Annotated in this window: 17 protein-coding genes; 8 read left to right on the forward strand and 9 right to left on the reverse strand. The window is 71.1% G+C overall.

Annotation, left to right across the window (positions count from 1 at the left end; all coding sequences use genetic code 11):
- Window positions 1-10: 10 nt before the first annotated feature.
- The 6 genes from ACQKM2_RS32830 to ACQKM2_RS32855 all read right to left on the reverse strand — a co-directional run bounded on the left by ACQKM2_RS32830 (window position 11) and on the right by ACQKM2_RS32855 (window position 5,771).
- Window positions 11-1,267, reverse strand: a complete 1,257-nt coding sequence (locus tag ACQKM2_RS32830; protein WP_362468568.1) for a cysteine desulfurase — start codon at window positions 1,265-1,267, stop codon at window positions 11-13.
- Window positions 1,264-2,037, reverse strand: coding sequence for a Fe-S cluster assembly ATPase SufC (sufC, locus tag ACQKM2_RS32835; protein ID WP_427716283.1), 774 nt, complete (start codon window positions 2,035-2,037; stop codon window positions 1,264-1,266). Before sufC ends, ACQKM2_RS32830 begins: the two co-directional genes overlap by 4 nt.
- A gap of 7 nt (window positions 2,038-2,044) precedes the next feature.
- On the reverse strand, window positions 2,045-2,362 hold the full coding sequence (locus ACQKM2_RS32840) for a bifunctional 3-phenylpropionate/cinnamic acid dioxygenase ferredoxin subunit (protein ID WP_427716286.1): 318 nt from the start codon (window positions 2,360-2,362) through the stop codon (window positions 2,045-2,047).
- Window positions 2,362-3,540 (reverse strand): Fe-S cluster assembly protein SufD, encoded by a 1,179-nt coding sequence (gene sufD / locus ACQKM2_RS32845; RefSeq protein WP_427716288.1) that lies wholly within the window; start codon window positions 3,538-3,540, stop codon window positions 2,362-2,364. The genes ACQKM2_RS32840 and sufD overlap by 1 nt, the downstream gene beginning before the upstream one ends.
- 81 nt (window positions 3,541-3,621) lie before the next feature.
- A complete protein-coding gene (gene sufB / locus ACQKM2_RS32850; RefSeq protein ID WP_427716291.1) occupies window positions 3,622-5,037 on the reverse strand; it encodes a Fe-S cluster assembly protein SufB in 1,416 nt (471 codons plus the stop codon).
- A complete protein-coding gene (locus ACQKM2_RS32855) occupies window positions 5,034-5,771 on the reverse strand; it encodes a helix-turn-helix transcriptional regulator (protein WP_362468584.1) in 738 nt (245 codons plus the stop codon). The genes sufB and ACQKM2_RS32855 overlap by 4 nt, the downstream gene beginning before the upstream one ends.
- Window positions 5,772-6,032: 261 nt before the next feature.
- Between ACQKM2_RS32855 and ACQKM2_RS32860 the strand changes: the two genes are divergently transcribed.
- The 4 genes from ACQKM2_RS32860 to ACQKM2_RS32875 all read left to right on the forward strand — a co-directional run bounded on the left by ACQKM2_RS32860 (window position 6,033) and on the right by ACQKM2_RS32875 (window position 9,965).
- Entirely contained in the window at window positions 6,033-6,959 is a 927-nt protein-coding gene (locus ACQKM2_RS32860) for an ABC transporter ATP-binding protein (RefSeq protein ID WP_427716294.1), read from the forward strand.
- A complete protein-coding gene (locus ACQKM2_RS32865) occupies window positions 6,956-7,723 on the forward strand; it encodes an ABC transporter permease (RefSeq protein WP_427716297.1) in 768 nt (255 codons plus the stop codon). The genes ACQKM2_RS32860 and ACQKM2_RS32865 overlap by 4 nt, the downstream gene beginning before the upstream one ends.
- Before the next feature lie 111 nt (window positions 7,724-7,834).
- Window positions 7,835-8,971: a hypothetical protein gene (locus ACQKM2_RS32870; RefSeq protein ID WP_427716299.1), complete on the forward strand. Its 1,137-nt coding sequence runs from the start codon at window positions 7,835-7,837 to the stop codon at window positions 8,969-8,971.
- Between the two features lie 4 nt (window positions 8,972-8,975).
- On the forward strand, window positions 8,976-9,965 hold the full coding sequence (locus ACQKM2_RS32875; protein WP_427716301.1) for a COX15/CtaA family protein: 990 nt from the start codon (window positions 8,976-8,978) through the stop codon (window positions 9,963-9,965).
- Between the two features lie 34 nt (window positions 9,966-9,999).
- Here the strand turns inward: ACQKM2_RS32875 and ACQKM2_RS32880 are convergent, their stop codons facing one another.
- The 3 genes from ACQKM2_RS32880 to ACQKM2_RS32890 all read right to left on the reverse strand — a co-directional run bounded on the left by ACQKM2_RS32880 (window position 10,000) and on the right by ACQKM2_RS32890 (window position 12,535).
- Window positions 10,000-11,094 (reverse strand): amidohydrolase, encoded by a 1,095-nt coding sequence (locus tag ACQKM2_RS32880; protein ID WP_427716302.1) that lies wholly within the window; start codon window positions 11,092-11,094, stop codon window positions 10,000-10,002.
- A gap of 106 nt (window positions 11,095-11,200) precedes the next feature.
- Window positions 11,201-11,578 (reverse strand): hypothetical protein, encoded by a 378-nt coding sequence (locus ACQKM2_RS32885; RefSeq protein WP_007263446.1) that lies wholly within the window; start codon window positions 11,576-11,578, stop codon window positions 11,201-11,203.
- Window positions 11,579-11,593: 15 nt separating this feature from the next.
- The gene (locus tag ACQKM2_RS32890; protein ID WP_125817115.1) at window positions 11,594-12,535 is read right to left on the reverse strand and encodes a heme o synthase; all 942 of its coding nucleotides are present in this window, start codon (window positions 12,533-12,535) and stop codon (window positions 11,594-11,596) included.
- Between the two features lie 320 nt (window positions 12,536-12,855).
- Here ACQKM2_RS32890 and tkt point away from each other — a divergent pair, with 320 nt between their 5' ends.
- The 4 genes from tkt to opcA are packed head-to-tail and all read left to right on the forward strand — an operon-like array spanning window position 12,856 to window position 18,718.
- Window positions 12,856-14,940, forward strand: coding sequence for a transketolase (tkt, locus tag ACQKM2_RS32895; protein ID WP_427716305.1), 2,085 nt, complete (start codon window positions 12,856-12,858; stop codon window positions 14,938-14,940).
- 36 nt (window positions 14,941-14,976) lie between these two features.
- A complete protein-coding gene (gene tal / locus ACQKM2_RS32900; protein WP_427716308.1) occupies window positions 14,977-16,095 on the forward strand; it encodes a transaldolase in 1,119 nt (372 codons plus the stop codon).
- Window positions 16,096-16,097: 2 nt separating this feature from the next.
- Window positions 16,098-17,627 (forward strand): glucose-6-phosphate dehydrogenase, encoded by a 1,530-nt coding sequence (gene zwf, locus ACQKM2_RS32905; RefSeq protein ID WP_427716325.1) that lies wholly within the window; start codon window positions 16,098-16,100, stop codon window positions 17,625-17,627.
- Complete coding sequence (gene opcA, locus ACQKM2_RS32910) at window positions 17,624-18,718, forward strand: glucose-6-phosphate dehydrogenase assembly protein OpcA (protein WP_427716311.1); 1,095 nt, start codon at window positions 17,624-17,626, stop codon at window positions 18,716-18,718. The genes zwf and opcA overlap by 4 nt, the downstream gene beginning before the upstream one ends.
- The last annotated feature ends 135 nt before the right edge of the window (window positions 18,719-18,853 follow it).

An 18,853-nucleotide genomic window follows, 5' to 3' on the forward strand; every position in this document is an offset into this window, starting at 1 on the left:
GTCGCCTTCGTCAGCCGAAGAAGTTCCGTACGTGCTCCAGCCCGTCGATCAGCGCGTCGACCTCGGCGGGAGAGGAGTACAGGTAGAAAGACGCTCGCGTGGTCGCGGGAATTCCGTACCGGAGGCACACGGGGCGTGCGCAGTGGTGTCCCACGCGGACCGCGATGCCCTGCTCGTCCAGCACCTGGCCCACGTCGTGCGGGTGGATGTCGCCGAGCGTGAAGGAGATCGCCGCGCCGCGGTCCTCGGCCGTGGTCGGGCCGATGATCCGCAGGTCGGGCACCTCCAGGAGGCGCTTGACCGCGTACTCGGTGATCGCGTGCTCGTGCGCGGCGATGTTCTCCATGCCGATCGAGGTCAGGTAGTCCACGGCCGCGCCGAGGCCTACGGCCTGGGCGATCGGTGGCGTGCCGGCCTCGAACTTGTGGGGCGCCGGGGCATAGGTGGAGGAGTGCATCGAGACGGTCTCGATCATCTCGCCGCCGCCGAGGAACGGGGGCAGGTCCTCCAGGAGCTCCTGGCGGCCCCACAGGACGCCGATGCCGGTCGGGCCGCACATCTTGTGGCCGGTGAAGGCCACGAAGTCGGCGCCGAGGGCCTGGACGTCCAGCGGCATGTGCGGAGCGGCCTGCGAGGCGTCGATCAGCACCAGCGCGCCGACCTCCTGCGCGCGGCGGACGATCGCCTCGACCGGGTTGACGGTGCCCAGGATGTTGGAGACCAGCGTGAAGGAGACGATCTTCGTCTTCTCCGTGATGACCTCTTCGATGTTGGACAGGTCGAGCCGGCCGTCGTCGGTGAGGCCGAACCACTTCAGCTTCGCGCCGGTGCGCTGCGAGAGCAGCTGCCACGGGACGATGTTGGAGTGGTGCTCCATCTCCGTGATGGCGATCTCGGTGTCGCGGTCGACCCGGTAGGGCTCGTCGGCCCAGCCGAGCATGTTCGCGACCAGGTTGAGCGACTCCGAGGCGTTCTTGGTGAAGATGACCTCGTCGCGGCTCGGCGCGTTGATGAAGGCGGCGACCTTGTCGCGGGCGCCCTCGTACAGTGCCGTGGCCTCCTCGGCGAGCACGTGCACGCCGCGGTGGACGTTGGCGTTGTGCCGCTCGTAGTACGCGTTCAGCGCGTCGAGCACCTGGCGCGGCTTCTGCGAGGTCGCCGCGTTGTCCAGGTAAACGATCTTCTTCCCGTCGTGGACCACACGATCCAGCAGGGGGAAGTCCTTGCGGATCGCCTCGATGTCGAGGAGGCCAGGCAGCTGTGTCACGCGGTCGCGCCACCCTTCACGTACTTGTCGTAGCCCTCGTTCTCCAGCTGGTCGGCGAGCTCGGCGCCGCCGGACTCGGCGATGCGGCCGTTCGCGAACACGTGCACGAAGTCGGGCTTGATGTAGCGCAGGATGCGCGTGTAGTGGGTGATCAGCAGGGTGCCGACCTCACCGGTCTCGCGGACGCGGTTGACGCCCTCGGAGACGATGCGCAGGGCGTCGACGTCGAGGCCGGAGTCGGTCTCGTCGAGGATCGCGATCTTCGGCTTGAGGAGCTCCAGCTGGAGGATCTCGTGGCGCTTCTTCTCACCGCCGGAGAAGCCCTCGTTGACGTTGCGCTCGGCGAAGGCCGGGTCCATCTGGAGCTGCTCCATCGCGGACTTGACCTCCTTCACCCAGGTGCGCAGCTTGGGGGCCTCGCCGCGGATGGCGGTGGCGGAGGTGCGCAGGAAGTTGGAGACCGAGACGCCGGGGACCTCGACCGGGTACTGCATGGCGAGGAAGACGCCGGCGCGGGCGCGCTCGTCGACGGACATCTCCAGGACGTCTTCGCCGTCGAGGGTCACGGTGCCACCGGTGATGGTGTACTTCGGGTGACCGGCGAGGGAGTACGCCAGGGTGGACTTGCCGGAGCCGTTGGGGCCCATGATGGCGTGCGTCTCACCCTGCTTGACCGTCAGGTCGACACCCTTGAGGATCTCGCGGGTGCCATTCGCCGAGTCACCAGTCTCGACGGAGACGTGCAGGTCGTGGATTTCAAGCGTTGCCATGGGTACCTCAGGACTCCTGGGCGAGGGAGACGAGCACGTCGTCCCCTTCGATCTTGACGGGGTAAACGGGAACGGGGCGCGTCGCGGGCAGACCGGAGGGCTTGCCGGTGCGCAGGTCGAAGGCCGACCCGTGCAGCCAGCACTCGATCATGCAGTCCTCGACCTCACCCTCCGAGAGCGAGACGTTCGCGTGCGAGCAGATGTCGTTGATCGCGAACACCTCCCCCTCGGTGGAGACGATGGACACCGGCGTGCCGTCGAGTTCCACCCGCTTGGGGGTGTTCTCCTCCAGCTCGCTCAGCGCACAGGCCTTGACGTACGTCATCAGACGGCCGCCGCCAGCTCGGCCTCGATCTTGGCGATGAGGCGCTCCTCGATGTCCGCGACACCGATCTGCTGGACGAGCTCGGCGAAGAAGCCGCGGACGACCAGGCGGCGGGCCTCGTCGGCCGGGATGCCGCGGGCCTGGAGGTAGAAGAGCTGCTCGTCGTCGAAGCGGCCGGTCGCGGAGGCGTGGCCGGCGCCGACGATCTCGCCGGTCTCGATCTCGAGGTTCGGCACCGAGTCGACGCGCGCGCCGTCCGTGAGGACGAGGTTGCGGTTCATCTCGTAGGTGTCGGTGCCCTCGGCGGTCTTCTCGATGAGCACGTCGCCGATCCAGACGGCGTGGGCCTCCTGGCCCTGGAGCGCGCCCTTGTAGACCACGTTGGACTTGCAGTGCGGGGCGTCGTGGGTGACCAGGAGGCGGTGCTCCTGGTGCTGGCCCGCGTCCGTGAAGTAGACGCCGAGCATCTCGGCCTCGCCGCCGGGGCCCGCGTAGCTGACGCGCGGGTGCAGGCGGACCAGGTCGCCGCCGAAGGTCACGACGACGGACTTGAAGCTGGCGTCGCGGCCGACGAGGGCGTTGTGCTGCGAGGTGTGGACCGCGGTGTCGTCCCAGTCCTGGACGGACACGAAGGTCACCTTGGCGCCGTCACCGACGAGGATGTCGACGTTGGCGGCGCGCACGCCGTCGCCGGTGTGGTCGATCACGATGATCGCCTCGGCGAAGGGCTTGATGTCGAAGACGGTGTGCCCGAAGGTCGTGCCGCCCTCGCCGTGGAGCGCGACCCGGATGGGCTCGGCGAGCACGGTCTCCTTGGGCACGGTGACGACCGTGGCCTTGGCGAACGAGGAGAAGGCCTGCGCGGCGACGCGGTCGACGGGGGTGCCGGCCTTGCCGATCCGCTCGTCGCCGCGCTCGACGGACTCGACCGTCACGCCCTCGGGGGCGTCGATCTGGGCCTTCATGGTGCCGTTGGCGACCGCGGTGCCGTCGTGCAGACCCTTGAGGCGGGCCAGCGGGGTGAACCGCCACTCCTCCTCGCGGCCGTGCGGAACGGGGAAGTCGGCCACGTCGAAGGACGGGGGCGCGCTCATCCGGGTGGCGACGGTGGACTCGGCGGCCACCGCGATCGCGCCGGCGGTGGTGGAGCCCGCCGGAATGTTCTGAGCCTCAGCCATGGCTGTCGTCTTGCTCTCTTCCATACGTGTGACGAATGTGCTGCGGGACGGGGGCGGCCGCGGTGACGGCCGCCGTCGGGGTTAGCCGACCGAGCCCTCCATCTGCAGCTCGATGAGCCGGTTGAGCTCCAGCGCGTACTCCATCGGCAGCTCCTTCGCGATCGGCTCGACGAAGCCGCGCACGATCATGGCCATGGCCTCGAACTCGGTGAGCCCGCGCTGCATCAGGTAGAAGAGCTGGTCGTCGGAGACCTTGGAGACGGTGGCCTCGTGGCCCATCGTCACGTCGTCCTCGCGGACGTCCACGTAGGGGTAGGTGTCCGAGCGGGAGATGGTGTCGACGAGGAGCGCGTCGCACAGCACGTTGGACTTGGAGCCCGCGGCGCCCTCGCCGATCTCGACCAGACCGCGGTAGGAGGTGCGGCCGCCGCCTCGCGCCACCGACTTGGAGACGATGTTGGAGGAGGTGTTCGGCGCCATGTGGACCATCTTGGAGCCGGCGTCCTGGTGCTGGCCCTCGCCCGCGAAGGCGATGGACAGGGTCTCGCCCTTGGCGTGCTCGCCCATCAGGTAGACGGCCGGGTACTTCATGGTGACCTTGGAACCGATGTTGCCGTCGATCCACTCCATGGTCGCGCCCTCGTACGCCACGGCGCGCTTGGTGACCAGGTTGTAGACGTTGTTCGACCAGTTCTGGATGGTCGTGTAGCGGCAGCGGCCGCCCTTCTTCACGATGATCTCGACGACGGCGCTGTGCAGCGAGTCCGAGGAGTAGATCGGGGCGGTGCAGCCCTCGACGTAGTGGACGTAGGCGTCCTCGTCGACGATGATCAGCGTCCGCTCGAACTGGCCCATGTTCTCCGTGTTGATGCGGAAGTAGGCCTGGAGCGGGATGTCCACGTGGACACCCTTGGGGACGTAGATGAACGAGCCGCCCGACCACACGGCGGTGTTCAGCGACGCGAACTTGTTGTCGCCGACCGGGATGACCGTGCCGAAGTACTCCTGGAAGAGCTCCGGGTGCTCCTTGAGCGCGGTGTCCGTGTCGAGGAAGATGACGCCCTGCTCCTCCAGGTCCTCGCGGATCTGGTGGTAGACGACCTCGGACTCGTACTGGGCCGCGACACCGGCGACGAGGCGCTGCTTCTCCGCCTCCGGGATGCCGAGCTTGTCGTACGTGTTCTTGATGTCCTCGGGCAGCTCCTCCCAGGAAGCGGCCTGCTTCTCGGTGGAGCGCACGAAGTACTTGATGTTGTCGAAGTCGATGCCGGAGAGGTCGGAGCCCCACATCGGCATGGGCTTCTTGCCGAACAGCTTGAGGCCCTTGAGGCGGAGGTTCAGCATCCACTCCGGCTCGGACTTCTTCGCCGAGATGTCGCGGACGACGTCCTCGGACAGACCCCGCTTGGCAGCGGCACCGGCCGCGTCGGAGTCGGCCCAGCCGTACTCGTAGTTGCCCAGACCCTCGAGCTCAGGGTGAGCAGTCTCCGTGGTCATGCGGGGTTCCTCCCGGCCGTACTTGCAGATGCTGATGTGTCGGTCTGTGTGGCGCTTCGCGGGATGAACGTGGTGCACACCCCGTCGCCGTGGGCGATCGTGGCGAGGCGCTGCACATGCGTCCCGAGCAGGCGGGAGAAGACCTCGGTCTCCGCCTCGCAGAGCTGCGGGAACTGCTCGGCGACGTGTGCGACCGGGCAGTGGTGCTGACAGAGCTGTTCACCGCTGTGCGGACCGGGAGCGCTCTTCGCCGTAGCAGCGTACCCGTCCGCGGTCAACGCCTTGGCCAGGGCCTCGGTGCGGGCCGCGGGTGCGGCCGCCTCCACGGCTTCCCGGTAGCTCCGCGCCTGCGTCTCCATCCGCGCCCTCGCGAAGGCGGCGACGGCCGCCTCGCCCTCCTCGCCCCCTCCGACGGACTGCGCGATCCAGCGCAGGGCGTCGGCGGCGAGGGTGTCGTAGGACTGGTCGAAGGCGTCCCGGCCGCAGTCGGTCAGCGCGAAGACCTTGGCGGGCCGGCCCCGGGTGCGCGTGCCGTACACACGCTGCTCACGGGGTGCGACCACGTCGTCGGCGACGAGCGTGTCGAGGTGGCGGCGGACGGCGGCCTGGGTGAGGCCGAGGCGCTGCGCGAGGTCGGCGACGGTGGAGGGGCCGTGGTCCAGGATGGACCTCGCGACCCGGTTGCGGGTTGACCGCTCTCCGGTCGCGAGCTCCCCCTGGGGGGCCTCGCTCATCCGTTCGCCGTTTTTCACAACGCCATTGTTGCGTAATTAAGCGAGCCCCGACAAGCCGTGACGGACGCCACGCCCGGTGGCGTCCATCACTAAGGGTTACCTTATTTATCTACGGAGAGTTAATCGGTAGATGGAATTCCGTTTCCATTCCTGCCGGAAGAAGGCGTGCCCGGCGGCCCGTGTTCGAATCGATTCCGCCTTTCCCACCCGGTCCACCCCGGGGCCGAGGCCCTCTTCCCCGCCTCCGTAGACTCAGTCACCATGAGCAACGACCCCGCCGTGGAAATCCGCGGACTGGTGAAGCGGTACGGCCCCAAAACGGCGGTGGACGGCCTGGACCTCACCGTCCCGCGCGGCTCCGTCACCGCGGTCCTCGGCCCCAACGGCGCGGGCAAGACCACCACGGTGGAGACCTGCGAGGGCTATCACCGCCCCGACGCCGGCACCGTCCGCGTCCTCGGCCTCGACCCGGTCGCCCAGGCCGAGCGGCTGCGCCCGCGCATCGGGGTGATGCTCCAGTCGGGCGGCGTCTACTCCGGCGCCCGCGCCGTGGAGATGCTGCGCCACATGGCGAAGCTGTACGCCGACCCCCTCGACGTCGACACCCTCGTGGAACGCCTCGGCCTCGGCGGCTGCGGCCGTACGAACTACCGCCGGCTCTCCGGCGGCCAGCAGCAGCGGCTCGCCCTGGCCATGGCCGTCGTCGGCCGCCCCGAGCTGGTCTTCCTGGACGAGCCCACCGCCGGCCTCGACCCGCAGGCCCGGCGCGCGACCTGGGACCTCGTACGCGAACTGCGCGCCGACGGCGTCACCGTCGTCCTCACCACCCACCACATGGACGAGGCCGAGCAGCTCTCCGACGAGGTCGCCATCGTGGACGCCGGCAAGGTCATCGCCCACGGCAGCCCCGAGCAGCTGTGCCGCGGCGGCGCCGAGAACACCCTGCGCTTCACCGGCCGCCCCTCCCTCGACCTCGCCTCCCTGCTCAAGGCCCTGCCCGACGGCACCCAGGCCGCCGAGCTCACCCCCGGCGCCTACCGGGTCACCGGCGACGTGGACCCGCAGCTGCTGGCCACCGTCGCCTCCTGGTGCGCCCAGAACGGGGTCATGCCCGACAGCCTCTCCGTGGAGCGGCACACCCTCGAAGACGTCTTCTTGGAACTGACCGGTAAGGAGCTGCGCGCATGAGCGCCGGTACGTTCACCCCCCGGCCGGGGGCCGCGCCGGTGTCCCGGATGATCTGGGCGCAGACCGCGCTGGAGACCCGGATGCTGCTGCGCAACGGCGAGCAGCTGCTGCTCACCGTGATCATCCCGGCGCTGCTGCTGACCCTCTTCTCCGCCGTCGACATCGTCGACACGGGAGAGGGGAAGTCCGTCGACTTCCTGGCTCCGGGCGTCCTCGCGCTCGCCGTGATGTCCACCGCCTTCACCGGCCAGGCCATCGCCACCGGCTTCGACCGCCGCTACGGGGTGCTCAAGCGGCTCGGGGCCTCCCCGCTGCCGCGCTGGGCGCTGATGGCCGCCAAGACCCTGTCGGTGCTGGTCACCGAGGTGCTCCAGGTGGCCCTGCTGACGGTGATCGCCCTCGCGCTGGGCTGGTCCCCGCACGGGAACCCGCTGTCGGTCGCGGTCCTGCTGCTGCTCGGCACGGCCGCCTTCTCCGGGCTCGGCCTGCTGATGGCGGGGACCCTCAAGGCCGAGGCGACCCTGGCCGCGGCCAACCTCGTGTTCCTCCTGCTGCTGGTCGGCGGCGGGGTGATCGTGCCGCTGGAGAAGTTCCCCGAAGCGGTGCGGTCCGTGCTCGGCCTGCTGCCGATCTCGGCGCTCTCCGACGGGCTGCGCGAGGTGCTCCGGGGCGGGGCCGCGCTGCCGTGGGGCGACGCGGCCGTCCTCGGTGTCTGGGCGGTCCTCGGGCTGGGCGCCGCCGCCAGGTGGTTCCGCTGGGAGTGATCCGGCCCGGCGGGCCCGGCCCGCTCCACCGGGAGTGAATCGGCGCCCCGGAACGTTGGCCCCGCGGGAGGATGACCAGCCTCCGCACATCGGAACGCCGGGGGGCACGGCATGGAGCAGCGGGAGGCCGCGCTGCGGCTGGACGGACAGTGGGCGCGGATCCGGTCGGGGGCCGACCCGGCCGGGCCCGCCGAGAGCGAGCGGCTGCTGCGGGAGCTGATCGGGGCGCTGCGCGGGCCCGCGCGGACCGACCCCGAGTGCGCCGCCCGGCTCGGGCTGCGCCTGGGCGACCTCGCGGCACGCCGGTTCGGCGGCGGGGACCGGGCCGGGGCGCTGGCCGCCGTCGAGGAGGGGCTCGGGCACGCGCGCCGGGCCGCGCCGCACGCGCCGGAGTTCGCCCGCTGGTACGCCCGGGGGCTGATCAACCAGGGGGTCTGGCTGGCGTGGCCGCTGAGCGACGGGGCCCGCCTCCCCCGGCACCCGCTGGGCCCGGGCGGCGAGAGCGGCCCGGGCGCGATGGAACGGGCGGCCGGCGAACGCGCCCGTGACGTGACGCGGGCCGCCGTGGAGGTCTGGGCCGGGCTGGACCAGGAGGACCCGGTCAACCGGCGGGGGCTCGCGCAGGCCAAGGTGTTCCTCGCGGACCGGCTCGCGGAGCTGGGCTCCGCGCCGCAGGCGGTCGCCTGGGCGGTGGACGCCGAGGCCGGGTTCCGCCGGCTGCTGCTCGCGGACCCCGGGCCCGAGGCGGCGCAGGAGGCCGAGGAGGCCCTGGACCACATCGGCCGCCAGCTGGAGCTGCGGCTGCGCTTCCTGGACTTCGACGCGCTGGCGGGGCTCCGGGCCGACGGGCTGCTGCCCGAGCGGCTGCTGCCGCAGGCGGTGGTCGCGGCCCTGATCCAGGGCGTGCCCTCGGCGGTGATCGGGGGCCGGCTGGGGCTGGACGCCGACCAGGTCGCCACGATGCTGGAGGTGACCCCGTGGCTGGCGGTGTGGCGGGTCGAGGTGCGGGGCGCCGACGGGCTGTGGAACGTACAGCCGGACCCCTGGCAGGGGTCGGCGCAGGTGCGCGGGCTGACCGCCGAGGAGGTGGGGGCCGACCTGGTGCGGGGGTTCGCCGCCTCGCCGCTGCACCCCGGTGAGGGCGGCCTGTGGCGGGTGCTGGTGTGGTGGCACGAGGAGGGGGATCCGGCCGGGGCCAGGTTCCGCCTGACGCTCGGGCCCGACGCTGCCGCCGGCACCCCCTCGTGAAAGTTTGCACAAGGCGCCGCATACGATAGGCGCCGTGTTGAACCCATTCGCATACATCGCCGACCGCTGGACGCCGTCACCCCGGACCGTCCGGCGGGCCGCGTCCGCCGCGCTCCTGATGAGCGTGGCCATCATCGTCACCGGCGGCGCGGTGCGGCTGACCGGATCCGGTCTCGGCTGCGACACCTGGCCCAAGTGCACCGACGACAGCCTCGTCGTCACCCAGGCCCAGGGCTTCCACGGAGCCATCGAGTTCGGCAACCGGATGCTGACGTACGTGCTGTGCGCGGCCGTCGGCTGGTTCATCCTCGCGGCGCGCGCGGCCACGCCGTGGCGGCACTCGCTGACCCGGCTCGGCTGGACCCAGTTCGCCCTGGTCATGGGCAACGCGGTCCTCGGCGGCATCACCGTGCTGACGGGGCTCAACCCGTACAGCGTCGCCGGGCACTTCCTGCTGGCGACCACCCTGATCGCGGTCACCACCGTCTCCTGGCAGCGCGCCCGCGAGGGCGACGGTGCCCCCCGGCCGCGCGTACCGGGGCCCGTGCGCAAGCTGTCGTGGGCGCTGATCGCCACCACCCTGGTGCTGATCGCGGCGGGCACGGTCGTCACCGGTTCCGGTCCGCACGCCGGCGACAAGAGCGAGATCAAGCGCATGCCGTTCGACTGGGCGGCCACCGCCCACGTGCACGCCGTCGCCGCCTGGCTCGTCTGCGCGCTCGCCGTCGCGATGTGGCTGGTGCTGCGCGTGGTCGACGCCCCCGCCGACACCCGGGCGCGCGCCCGGGACCTGCTCGTCGTGCTGCTCGCCCAGGGTGCGATCGGCTACGTCCAGTTCTTCACGAAGCTGCCCGAGGTGCTGGTCGCCGTGCACATGCTGGGCTCCTGCCTGGTGTGGATCTCGGTGCTGCGCCTGGCCCTGAGCCTGCGCGAGCGCTCCGCCGACCCGGTGGAGGCCCCCGCGCGGGACGAGGAGCAGCTCTCGGCGGTCTGAGGCACCGCCCCCCGGCCGGCGGTGCCCTGCGCCCTCAGCCGCGCTCGTCGAGCCGGTAGACGCGCCGGGCGTTGCCGGCCGCGAGCAGTCCCGCGACGCGCTGCGCGTCCTGCCAGGACCAGGCGCCCTCGGCGACCCAGCCCCCCAGGACCCGGCCCAGCGCCTCGCGGAACACCAGGGCGCCGACCGCGTGCAGCTCGGGCAGGTCCCGCCCGCCGCTGGAGTAGAGCAGCTTGCCGAAGGGCGCGGCCTCCAGCAGCTCCGCCAGTACGGCGGCGGCCCGCGCCCCCGTGCGTGCGAGGGCCGGGCCGAGGTCGGCGTGGACGTGCGGGTGCTCCGCCGCCAGGCGGGCCGTCTGCCGGTGGTACGGGTACGCGCCGCCCAGCACCAGCCGTGCGCCCAGGCCCGCCGTGGCCCGTAGGAAGCCGCCCAGCGGCTCCGGGTCGGCCCCGCCCGTGTTCAGCTGGAGCGGCAGCCCGGAGGCCAGCGCGCTCCACACGAGGTGCCGCAGCAGCACGGGGTCCCGCAGCTCCCCTCCCCTGGTGCGCCCGGCCAGCCAGCGTCCGGCCGCGGCCCGGACCTCGCCGGGCCCGGGCGGTGCCGGAGCCCCGGCCAGGGCGGCCGCACACCCCGTACGGGCCCCGCAGGCGAAGCCGACGGCTCCGGCCGCGGCGTGGTGGACGGCCCCGGCGAGGTTGGCGAGGAAGGCGGCGACGGTCCCGGAGGTGTCGGCGGCCTGCTCGGCCAGTAACTCCAGCCGGGCCACCTCGAAGGCCTCCGCGTCCCCGGCGAGGGCCAGCTCCTTGGGCCCGGTGAGGTCCCCGGGGGCTCCCGTGTCGACGAGGTACGCGCCCGTCCCCGAGCCCCGCAGCAGCCGTCTGGTGCTCTCGGCGGTGCCGAGCTCGCGCCGCCGGGCCAGGTACCGGGCGGGCGGGCAGTGCGGCTCCAGGCCGAGCAGGGGCGGGCACCAGCGGCGCACGGCGAAGCCCGTCTGGGTGTCGAAGAAGGTGGTGCCCGGGGCGGGCGGGCCGGCCGAGCGGATCAGCTGGGCCTCGAAGGTGGCGATGCCCAGCTCCGTGCGGAGCACCCCACGGCAGTGCTGGTCCACCAGCGGCGGCGTTTCGATCATCCGGTCATCCCGTTGCGGACGTGGGGAAGCGGCTTCCACACGTCCTAACGGGTGAGCGGGGTGTGAAGTATTGCCCGCTCTGTTGACCGAGCCGCTGTTCGAGGATTCAGGCGGCCGGGTTGGCGGGGCCGCCGATCTGGATCCCGGCCATCCGGGTCCACTCGTACGGGCCGGTCTTCACCCGGGCGGCGAACTCCCCGTCGAACTCCTCGTGGAGGGTCAGCCCGGCCTGTTCGGCGGCGAGCTGGGCCACGGCGTACGTCGGGGCGACGAGGTCGCCCCAGCCGCCGTCGGTGCCCACGAGGACGATCCGGGTGCCCGCCTGGCCGATGTGCGCGAGCTGGCCCTCGGCGCCGCCGTGCTGCTTGGCGAACGCGCCGATCTGCCGGGCCAGCTTCGCGGCCGTGCGGCTGTGCTTCTTGTCCGCGGGCGCTGCGGCCCCGGAGGTGTCTGCGGTGTCTGCGGTCTCTGCCATGGACGGCATGCTACCGGCGAGTAATCAGCGGAGGAAGGGATCCACGGCCACGGCGACGAAGAGCAGCGAGACGTAGGTGATCGACCAGTGGAACAGCCGCATCTCCTTGAGCTTCGCGCCCGTCACCCCGGCCTTGGCCCGGGCGCTCAGCGCGTGCGCCTCCCACAGCCACCAGCCGCCGGCCAGCAGCGCGACCGAGGTGTAGAACCAGCCCGTGTACCCCAGCGGGGTCAGCAGCAGCGAGACCGCCACCATCACCCAGCTGTAGAGGACGATCTGGCGCGCCACGGCCTTGTTGCCCGCCACCACCGGCAGCATCGGCACGCCGACCCGCGCGTAGTCGTCCTTGACCTTCATGGACAGCGGCCAGTAGTGCGGCGGCGTCCAGAAGAAGATGACCAGGAAGAGGATGACGGCGGCCCAGGAGACCTCGTTCTTCACCGCCGACCAGCCGATGAGCACCGGCATGCAGCCGGCGATCCCGCCCCAGACGATGTTCTGCGCGGTGCGCCGCTTCAGCAGCATCGTGTAGACGACCACGTAGAAGAGGAGCGCGCCGAGCGCGAGGGCGGCCGACAGCCAGTTGATCAGAAGCCCGAAGAACAGCGTCGAGACGACGCCGAGCGAGATGCCGAACACCAGGCACTCGGTCGGGCTCACCATGCCGGTCACCAGCGGGCGCTGGGACGTGCGGTCCATCAGCGCGTCGATGTCGCGGTCGATGTACATGTTCAGCGCGTTCGCGCCGCCCGCGGACAGGTAACCGCCGAAGCAGGTGGCGAGCACCAGCCACAGCGACGGCACGCCCTGCTCCGCGAGGAACATCACCGGCACTGTGGTGATCAGCAGAAGTTCGATGATCCGCGGCTTGGTCAAAGCCACGAAAGCCATGACCCGGGCCCCGAACGGCCGGTGACCGGGGCTCGTCCCGAGCACCCCCGCTGGACGGGATTCGACGGCCGTCACGCACACCCCTGAGAGAGAATCCAGCAAGCTTCCGAAGCGATGCCTCCAGTAAATGAAGGCTCGGTAAAGGCTTGCGCGTACCACGCCACTGTAGACGTAGCTCTTACCTCGCCCTGCGCGGGGGTCGCCTCGTGTTGAGCCGATCGGACCGATGACAAGATCACCAACGGCGGATCCCAGGTGAACGGCGGACGCCGGGACGGCGACGCACTGCGTGCACTCGAATAGCCGCACGCCTTGGCGGGGGTAGGCTCGGAATCGCGCCGGTGTCACCGTTCGTCACCGGCAAAACAACATGTGGAGAGGAGCCCTGACCAACGGTGAGCACCAAGCCGACCACCCCAGAGCTCGAGTGGACCGAACTGGACCAGCGGGCCGTCGACACCGCCCGCATCCTGGCCGCCGACGCGGTCCAGAAGGTCGGGAACGGACACCCCGGTACGGCGATGAGCCTGGCCCCCGCCGCGTACACGCTTTTCCAGAAGGTCATGCGGCACGACCCCTCGGACCCGCAGTGGGTCGGGCGTGACCGTTTCGTGCTCTCCGCGGGGCACTCGTCCCTGACTCTTTACACCCAGCTCTACCTGGGCGGTTTCGGCCTGGAGCTGGACGACCTCAAGGCCTTCCGCACCTGGGGCTCCAAGACCCCCGGCCACCCGGAGTACGGTCACACGGCCGCCGTGGAGACCACCACCGGCCCGCTGGGCCAGGGCATCGCCAACGCGGTGGGCATGGCCATGGCCGCCCGCTACGAGCGCGGCCTGTTCGACCCGGAGGCCGCCGAGGGCGCGTCCCCGTTCGACCACATGGTCTACGCGATCGCGGGCGACGGCTGCCTCCAGGAGGGCATCTCCCACGAGGCGTCCGCGCTGGCCGGCCACCAGAAGCTCGGCAACCTGGTGCTGCTGTGGGACGACAACCACATCTCCATCGAGGGTGACACGGAGACGGCCGTCTCCGAGGACACCCTGAAGCGCTACGAGGCGTACGGCTGGCACGTCCAGCGCGTCGAGCAGCAGGAGAACGGCGACCTCGACCCGAAGGCCCTGTTCGCCGCCCTCCAGGCCGCCAAGGCCGAGACCGGCCGCCCGTCCTTCATCGCGGCCCGCTCGATCATCGCCTGGCCCGCCCCGCACGCCCAGGGCACCGAGGCCTCCCACGGCTCGGCCCTCGGCAACGACGAGGTCGCCGCGACCAAGCGCGTGCTCGGCTTCGACCCGGAGCAGACCTTCGAGGTCTCCGACGCGGTCCTCGGCCACACCCGCGGCCTGGTCGACCGGGGCCGTGACGCCCGCGCCGCCTGGGAGAAGGAGTTCTCCGCCTGGCGCACCGCCAACCCCGAGCGCGCCGCCGCCTTCGACCGCATCGAGGCCAACGAGCTGCCCGAGGGCTGGGAGGACAAGCTCCCCGTCTTCGAGACCGGCAAGGGCGTCGCCACCCGCGCCGCCTCCGGCAAGGTCCTCGAAGCCCTCGGCGCGGTCATCCCGGAGCTGTGGGGCGGCTCGGCCGACCTGGCCGGCTCCAACAACACGACCATCGACAAGAACTCCTCGTTCCTGCCGGTGGGCAACCCGCTGCCGGAGGCCGACCCGTACGGCCGCACCATCCACTACGGCATCCGCGAGCACGCGATGGCCGCCGTGATGAACGGCATCACCCTGCACGGCCACACCCGCATCTACGGCGGCACCTTCCTGGTGTTCTCCGACTACATGCGCAACGCCGTCCGCCTGTCCGCGCTGATGCACCTGCCGGTGACGTACGTGTGGACGCACGACTCCATCGGCCTCGGCGAGGACGGCCCGACCCACCAGCCGGTCGAGCACGTCGCCTCGCTGCGCGCCATCCCGGGTCTGAACGTCGTCCGTCCGGCGGACGCCAACGAGACCGCCGTCGCCTGGCGCGAGATCCTCAAGCGCCACACCAAGGTGTACGGCAAGGGCGCCCCGCACGGCCTGGCCCTCACCCGCCAGGGCGTTCCCACGTACGAGCGCAACGAGGACGCGGCCAAGGGCGGCTACGTGCTGTTCGAGGCCGAAGGAGGCGACGCCCAGGTCGTCCTCATCGGCACCGGCTCCGAGGTCCAGCTCGCCGTCGCCGCGCGCGAGGCGCTGCAGGCCGAGGGCGTCCCGGCGCGCGTGGTCTCGATGCCCTCCGTCGAGTGGTTCGAGGAGCAGACCCAGGAGTACAAGGACAGCGTCCTGCCGCCGTCGGTGAAGGCGCGAGTCGCGGTCGAGGCCGGCATCGGCCTGACCTGGCACCGTTACGTCGGGGACGCGGGCCGGATCGTCTCGCTGGAGCACTTCGGTGCCTCGGCCGACGGCGCCGTCCTGTTCCGCGAGTTCGGCCTCACCGCCGAAGCCGTGACCGCAGCCGCCAAGGCCTCCATCGCCGCCGCGCGCTGAAGACCGGTACCCGAACCAGTAGGAGATGTAATTCCCATGGCAGACGCACTCAAGCGCCTCTCCGACGAGGGCGTGGCGATCTGGCTGGACGATCTGTCCCGCAAGCGCATCACGTCCGGCAACCTCGCCGAGCTCATCGACCAGCAGCACGTGGTCGGTGTGACCACCAACCCGTCGATCTTCCAGAAGGCGATCAGCAGCGGTGACGGCTACGAGCAGCAGCTCGCCGACCTCGCCGCCCGCAAGGTCACCGTCGACGAGGCCATCCGCATGATCACGACGGCGGATGTCAGGGACGCCGCCGACATCCTGCGCCCGGTCTTCGACTCGACCGACGGCCAGGACGGCCGCGTGTCCATCGAGGTCGACCCGCGCCTCGCGCACGACACGGTGGCGACCATCGCCGAGGCCAAGCAGCTCGCCTGGCTGGTGGACCGCCCGAACACGCTCATCAAGATCCCGGCGACCGAGGCCGGCCTGCCGGCGATCACCGAGGTCATCGGCCGGGGCATCAGCGTCAACGTCACGCTGATCTTCTCGCTGGAGCGCTACCGCGCGGTCATGGACGCGTACCTGGCGGGCCTGGAGAAGGCGAAGGCCGCCGGCCTGGACCTCTCCAAGATCCACTCGGTCGCCTCCTTCTTCGTGTCCCGCGTGGACAGCGAGATCGACAAGCGCCTCGACGGCATCGGCACCGACGAGGCCAAGGCCCTGAAGGGCAAGGCGGCCCTCGCCAACGCCCGTCTGGCCTACGAGGCCTACGAAGAGGTGTTCGGCAGCGAGCGCTGGGCGGCCCTGGACAAGGCGCAGGCCAACAAGCAGCGCCCGCTGTGGGCCTCGACCGGCGTCAAGGACCCGGCGTACAAGGACACCCTGTACGTGGTGGACCTCGTCGCGCCCGGCACCGTCAACACCATGCCCGAGGCCACCCTGGAGGCCACCGCCGACCACGGCGTGGTCTCCGGCGACACCATCCGCGGCACGTACGAGCAGTCGCGCGCCGAGCTGGACGCGGTCGCGAAGCTGGGCATCTCGTACGACGATGTGGTGCAGCTGCTCGAAGACGAAGGCGTCGAGAAGTTCGAGGCGTCCTGGAACGACCTGCTGAAGTCGACCGAGGCGGAGCTGACGCGCCTCGCCCCCGCGGAGGACTGAGTATTTTGTCAGTAAACGGAGCGAACCCGCTTCGTGACGCACAGGACCGGCGGCTCCCGCGCATCGCGGGGCCGTCCGGCCTGGTCATTTTCGGCGTTACGGGTGACCTGTCGCGCAAGAAGCTCATGCCCGCCGTCTACGACCTCGCCAACCGCGGCCTGCTGCCCCCGGGCTTCTCGCTGATCGGCTTCGCCCGCCGCGAGTGGCAGGACGAGGACTTCGCCCAGGAGGTGTACGAGGCCGTCAAGGAGCACTCGCGCACCCCCTTCCGCGAGGAGGTCTGGCAGCAGCTGGTGCAGGGCTGCCGGTTCGTGCAGGGCGAGTTCGACGACGACGCGGCCTTCGAGACGCTCAAGTCGACCATAGAAGAACTCGACAAGGCCCAGGGCACGGGCGGCAACTTCGCCTTCTACCTGTCGGTCCCGCCGAAGTTCTTCCCCAAGGTGGTCCAGCAGCTCAAGAACCACGGGCTGGCGCAGAAGGAGGGCTCCTGGCGGCGTGCCGTCATCGAGAAGCCCTTCGGCCACGACCTGAAGAGCGCCGAGGAACTCAACAAGGTCGTCCACGAGGTCTTCCCGCGCGACGAGGTCTTCCGGATCGACCACTACCTCGGCAAGGAGACCGTCCAGAACATCCTGGCGCTCCGCTTCGCCAACACGATGTTCGAGCCGATCTGGAACCGGTCGTACGTCGACCACGTGCAGATCACCATGGCCGAGGACATCGGCATCGGCGGCCGGGCCGGCTACTACGACGGCATCGGCGCGGCCCGCGACGTCATCCAGAACCACCTGCTGCAGCTGCTCGCGCTGACCGCGATGGAGGAGCCGGGCTCCTTCCACCCCAAGGCGCTGGTGGCGGAGAAGCTCAAGGTCCTCACGGCCGTCGAGCTCCCCGAGGACCTGGGCAAGCACACCGTGCGCGGCCAGTACTCGGCGGCCTGGCAGGGCGGCGAGAAGGTCGTCGGGTACCTCGAAGAGGACGGCATCGACCCCAAGTCGAAGACCGACACCTACGCGGCCATCCGCCTGGAGATCAACAACCGCCGCTGGGCGGGCGTCCCGTTCTACCTGCGCACGGGCAAGCGCCTGGGCCGCCGGGTGACCGAGATCGCGGTGGTCTTCAAGCGGGCCCCGTACCTGCCCTTCGAGTCGGGTGCGACCGAGGAGCTGGGGCAGAACGCCCTGGTCATCCGGGTCCAGCCGGACGAGGGCGTGACGGTCCGCTTCGGCTCGAAGGTACCGGGCACCTCCATGGAGGTCCGGGACGTCACGATGGACTTCGCCTACGGCGAGTCCTTCACGGAGTCCAGCCCCGAGGCCTACGAGCGGCTCATCCTCGACGTCCTCCTCGGCGACGCGAACCTCTTCCCGCGTCACCAGGAAGTCGAGCTGTCCTGGAACATCCTCGACCCGATCGAGGAGTACTGGGACAAGCACGGCAAGCCCGCGCAGTACGCGGCGGGCACGTGGGGGCCGGTCGAGGCGGACGAGATGCTCGCACGAGACGGACGGAGCTGGCGCCGGCCATGAAGATCGACCTCACGGAGACCACCTCCAGCAAGATCAACGCCGCGTTGGTGCAGGCGCGCCGGGACATCGGCACGCCGGCCATCGGCATGGTCCTCACGCTGGTGATCGTGACCGACGAGGAGAACGCGTACGACGCGCTCAAGTCGGCGAACGACGCGTCCCACGAACACCCCTCGCGGATCGTCGTCGTGGTCAAGCGGGTCAGCCGCTCCCCGCGCAGCCGCCGCGACGCCCGCCTCGACGCGGAGATCCGCGTCGGAGCGGACTCCGGCACCGGGGAGACGGTCGTGCTCCGCCTGCACGGCGAACTGGTCAACCACGCCCAGTCGGTCGTGCTCCCGCTGCTCCTGCCGGACGCCCCCGTGGTCGTCTGGTGGCCGGAGGGCGCTCCGGCGGACCTGGCGGGCGACCCGCTGGGCGCGCTGGGGCAGCGCCGGATCACGGACACGTACTCCTCGGAGGACCCCCTCGGGGCCCTCGGCCTGCGGGCGGAGGCGTACGCGCCGGGTGACACCGACCTGTCGTGGACCCGGATCACCCCGTGGCGCTCCATGCTGGCCGCCGCGCTCGACCAGCAGACGGTCTCGGTGGTCTCCGCGACCGTCGAGGGCGAGGACGAGAACCCGAGCTGCGAACTGCTGGCCATGTGGCTGGCGGACCGCCTCGGGGTCCCGGTCAAGCGGACCCTGTCGGACGGTCCGGGGCTGACGGCCGTACGCCTGGAGAGCAAGGACGGCGTGATCGTCCTGGACCGCGCGGACGGCGCGCTGGCGACGCTGTGCATGCCGGGGCAGCCGGACCGCGCGGTGGCGCTCAAGCGCCGCGACACGGCGGAGCTGCTGGCGGAGGAACTCCGCCGGCTGGACCCGGACAACACGTACGAGGCGTCGCTGAAGTTCGGCGTGGGCCGCCTGGCGGCCACGGCCGGTGCCGGTGGCGGTGCGGCCAAGGCCGGTGACGGTCCGAAGGCCGGTGCCGAGGCGGGCGCCGCCGGTGCCGAGGCGGGTGCCGAGGCCGGTGCCGACTCCGACGGCAAGGGTTCGCCGGCGAAGCCGGCGGCCAAGCCGGCCAAGCGGGCGGCGGCCAAGTAGCAGGACGGGGGCCGCTGCGCGGAGCGGTCCCCTACCCGCCCTTCCACCGTTCCCTGGGGGCTCCGCCCCCAGACCCCCGCGCCTCAAACGCCGGCGGGGCTATGAATGGAGCCCGTACGGGGTCCGGGGCGGAGC

This window comes from Streptomyces sp. NPDC004126 (genome assembly GCF_050275515.1).
In the GTDB taxonomy this organism is placed as follows: Bacteria; Actinomycetota; Actinomycetes; order Streptomycetales; family Streptomycetaceae; genus Streptomyces.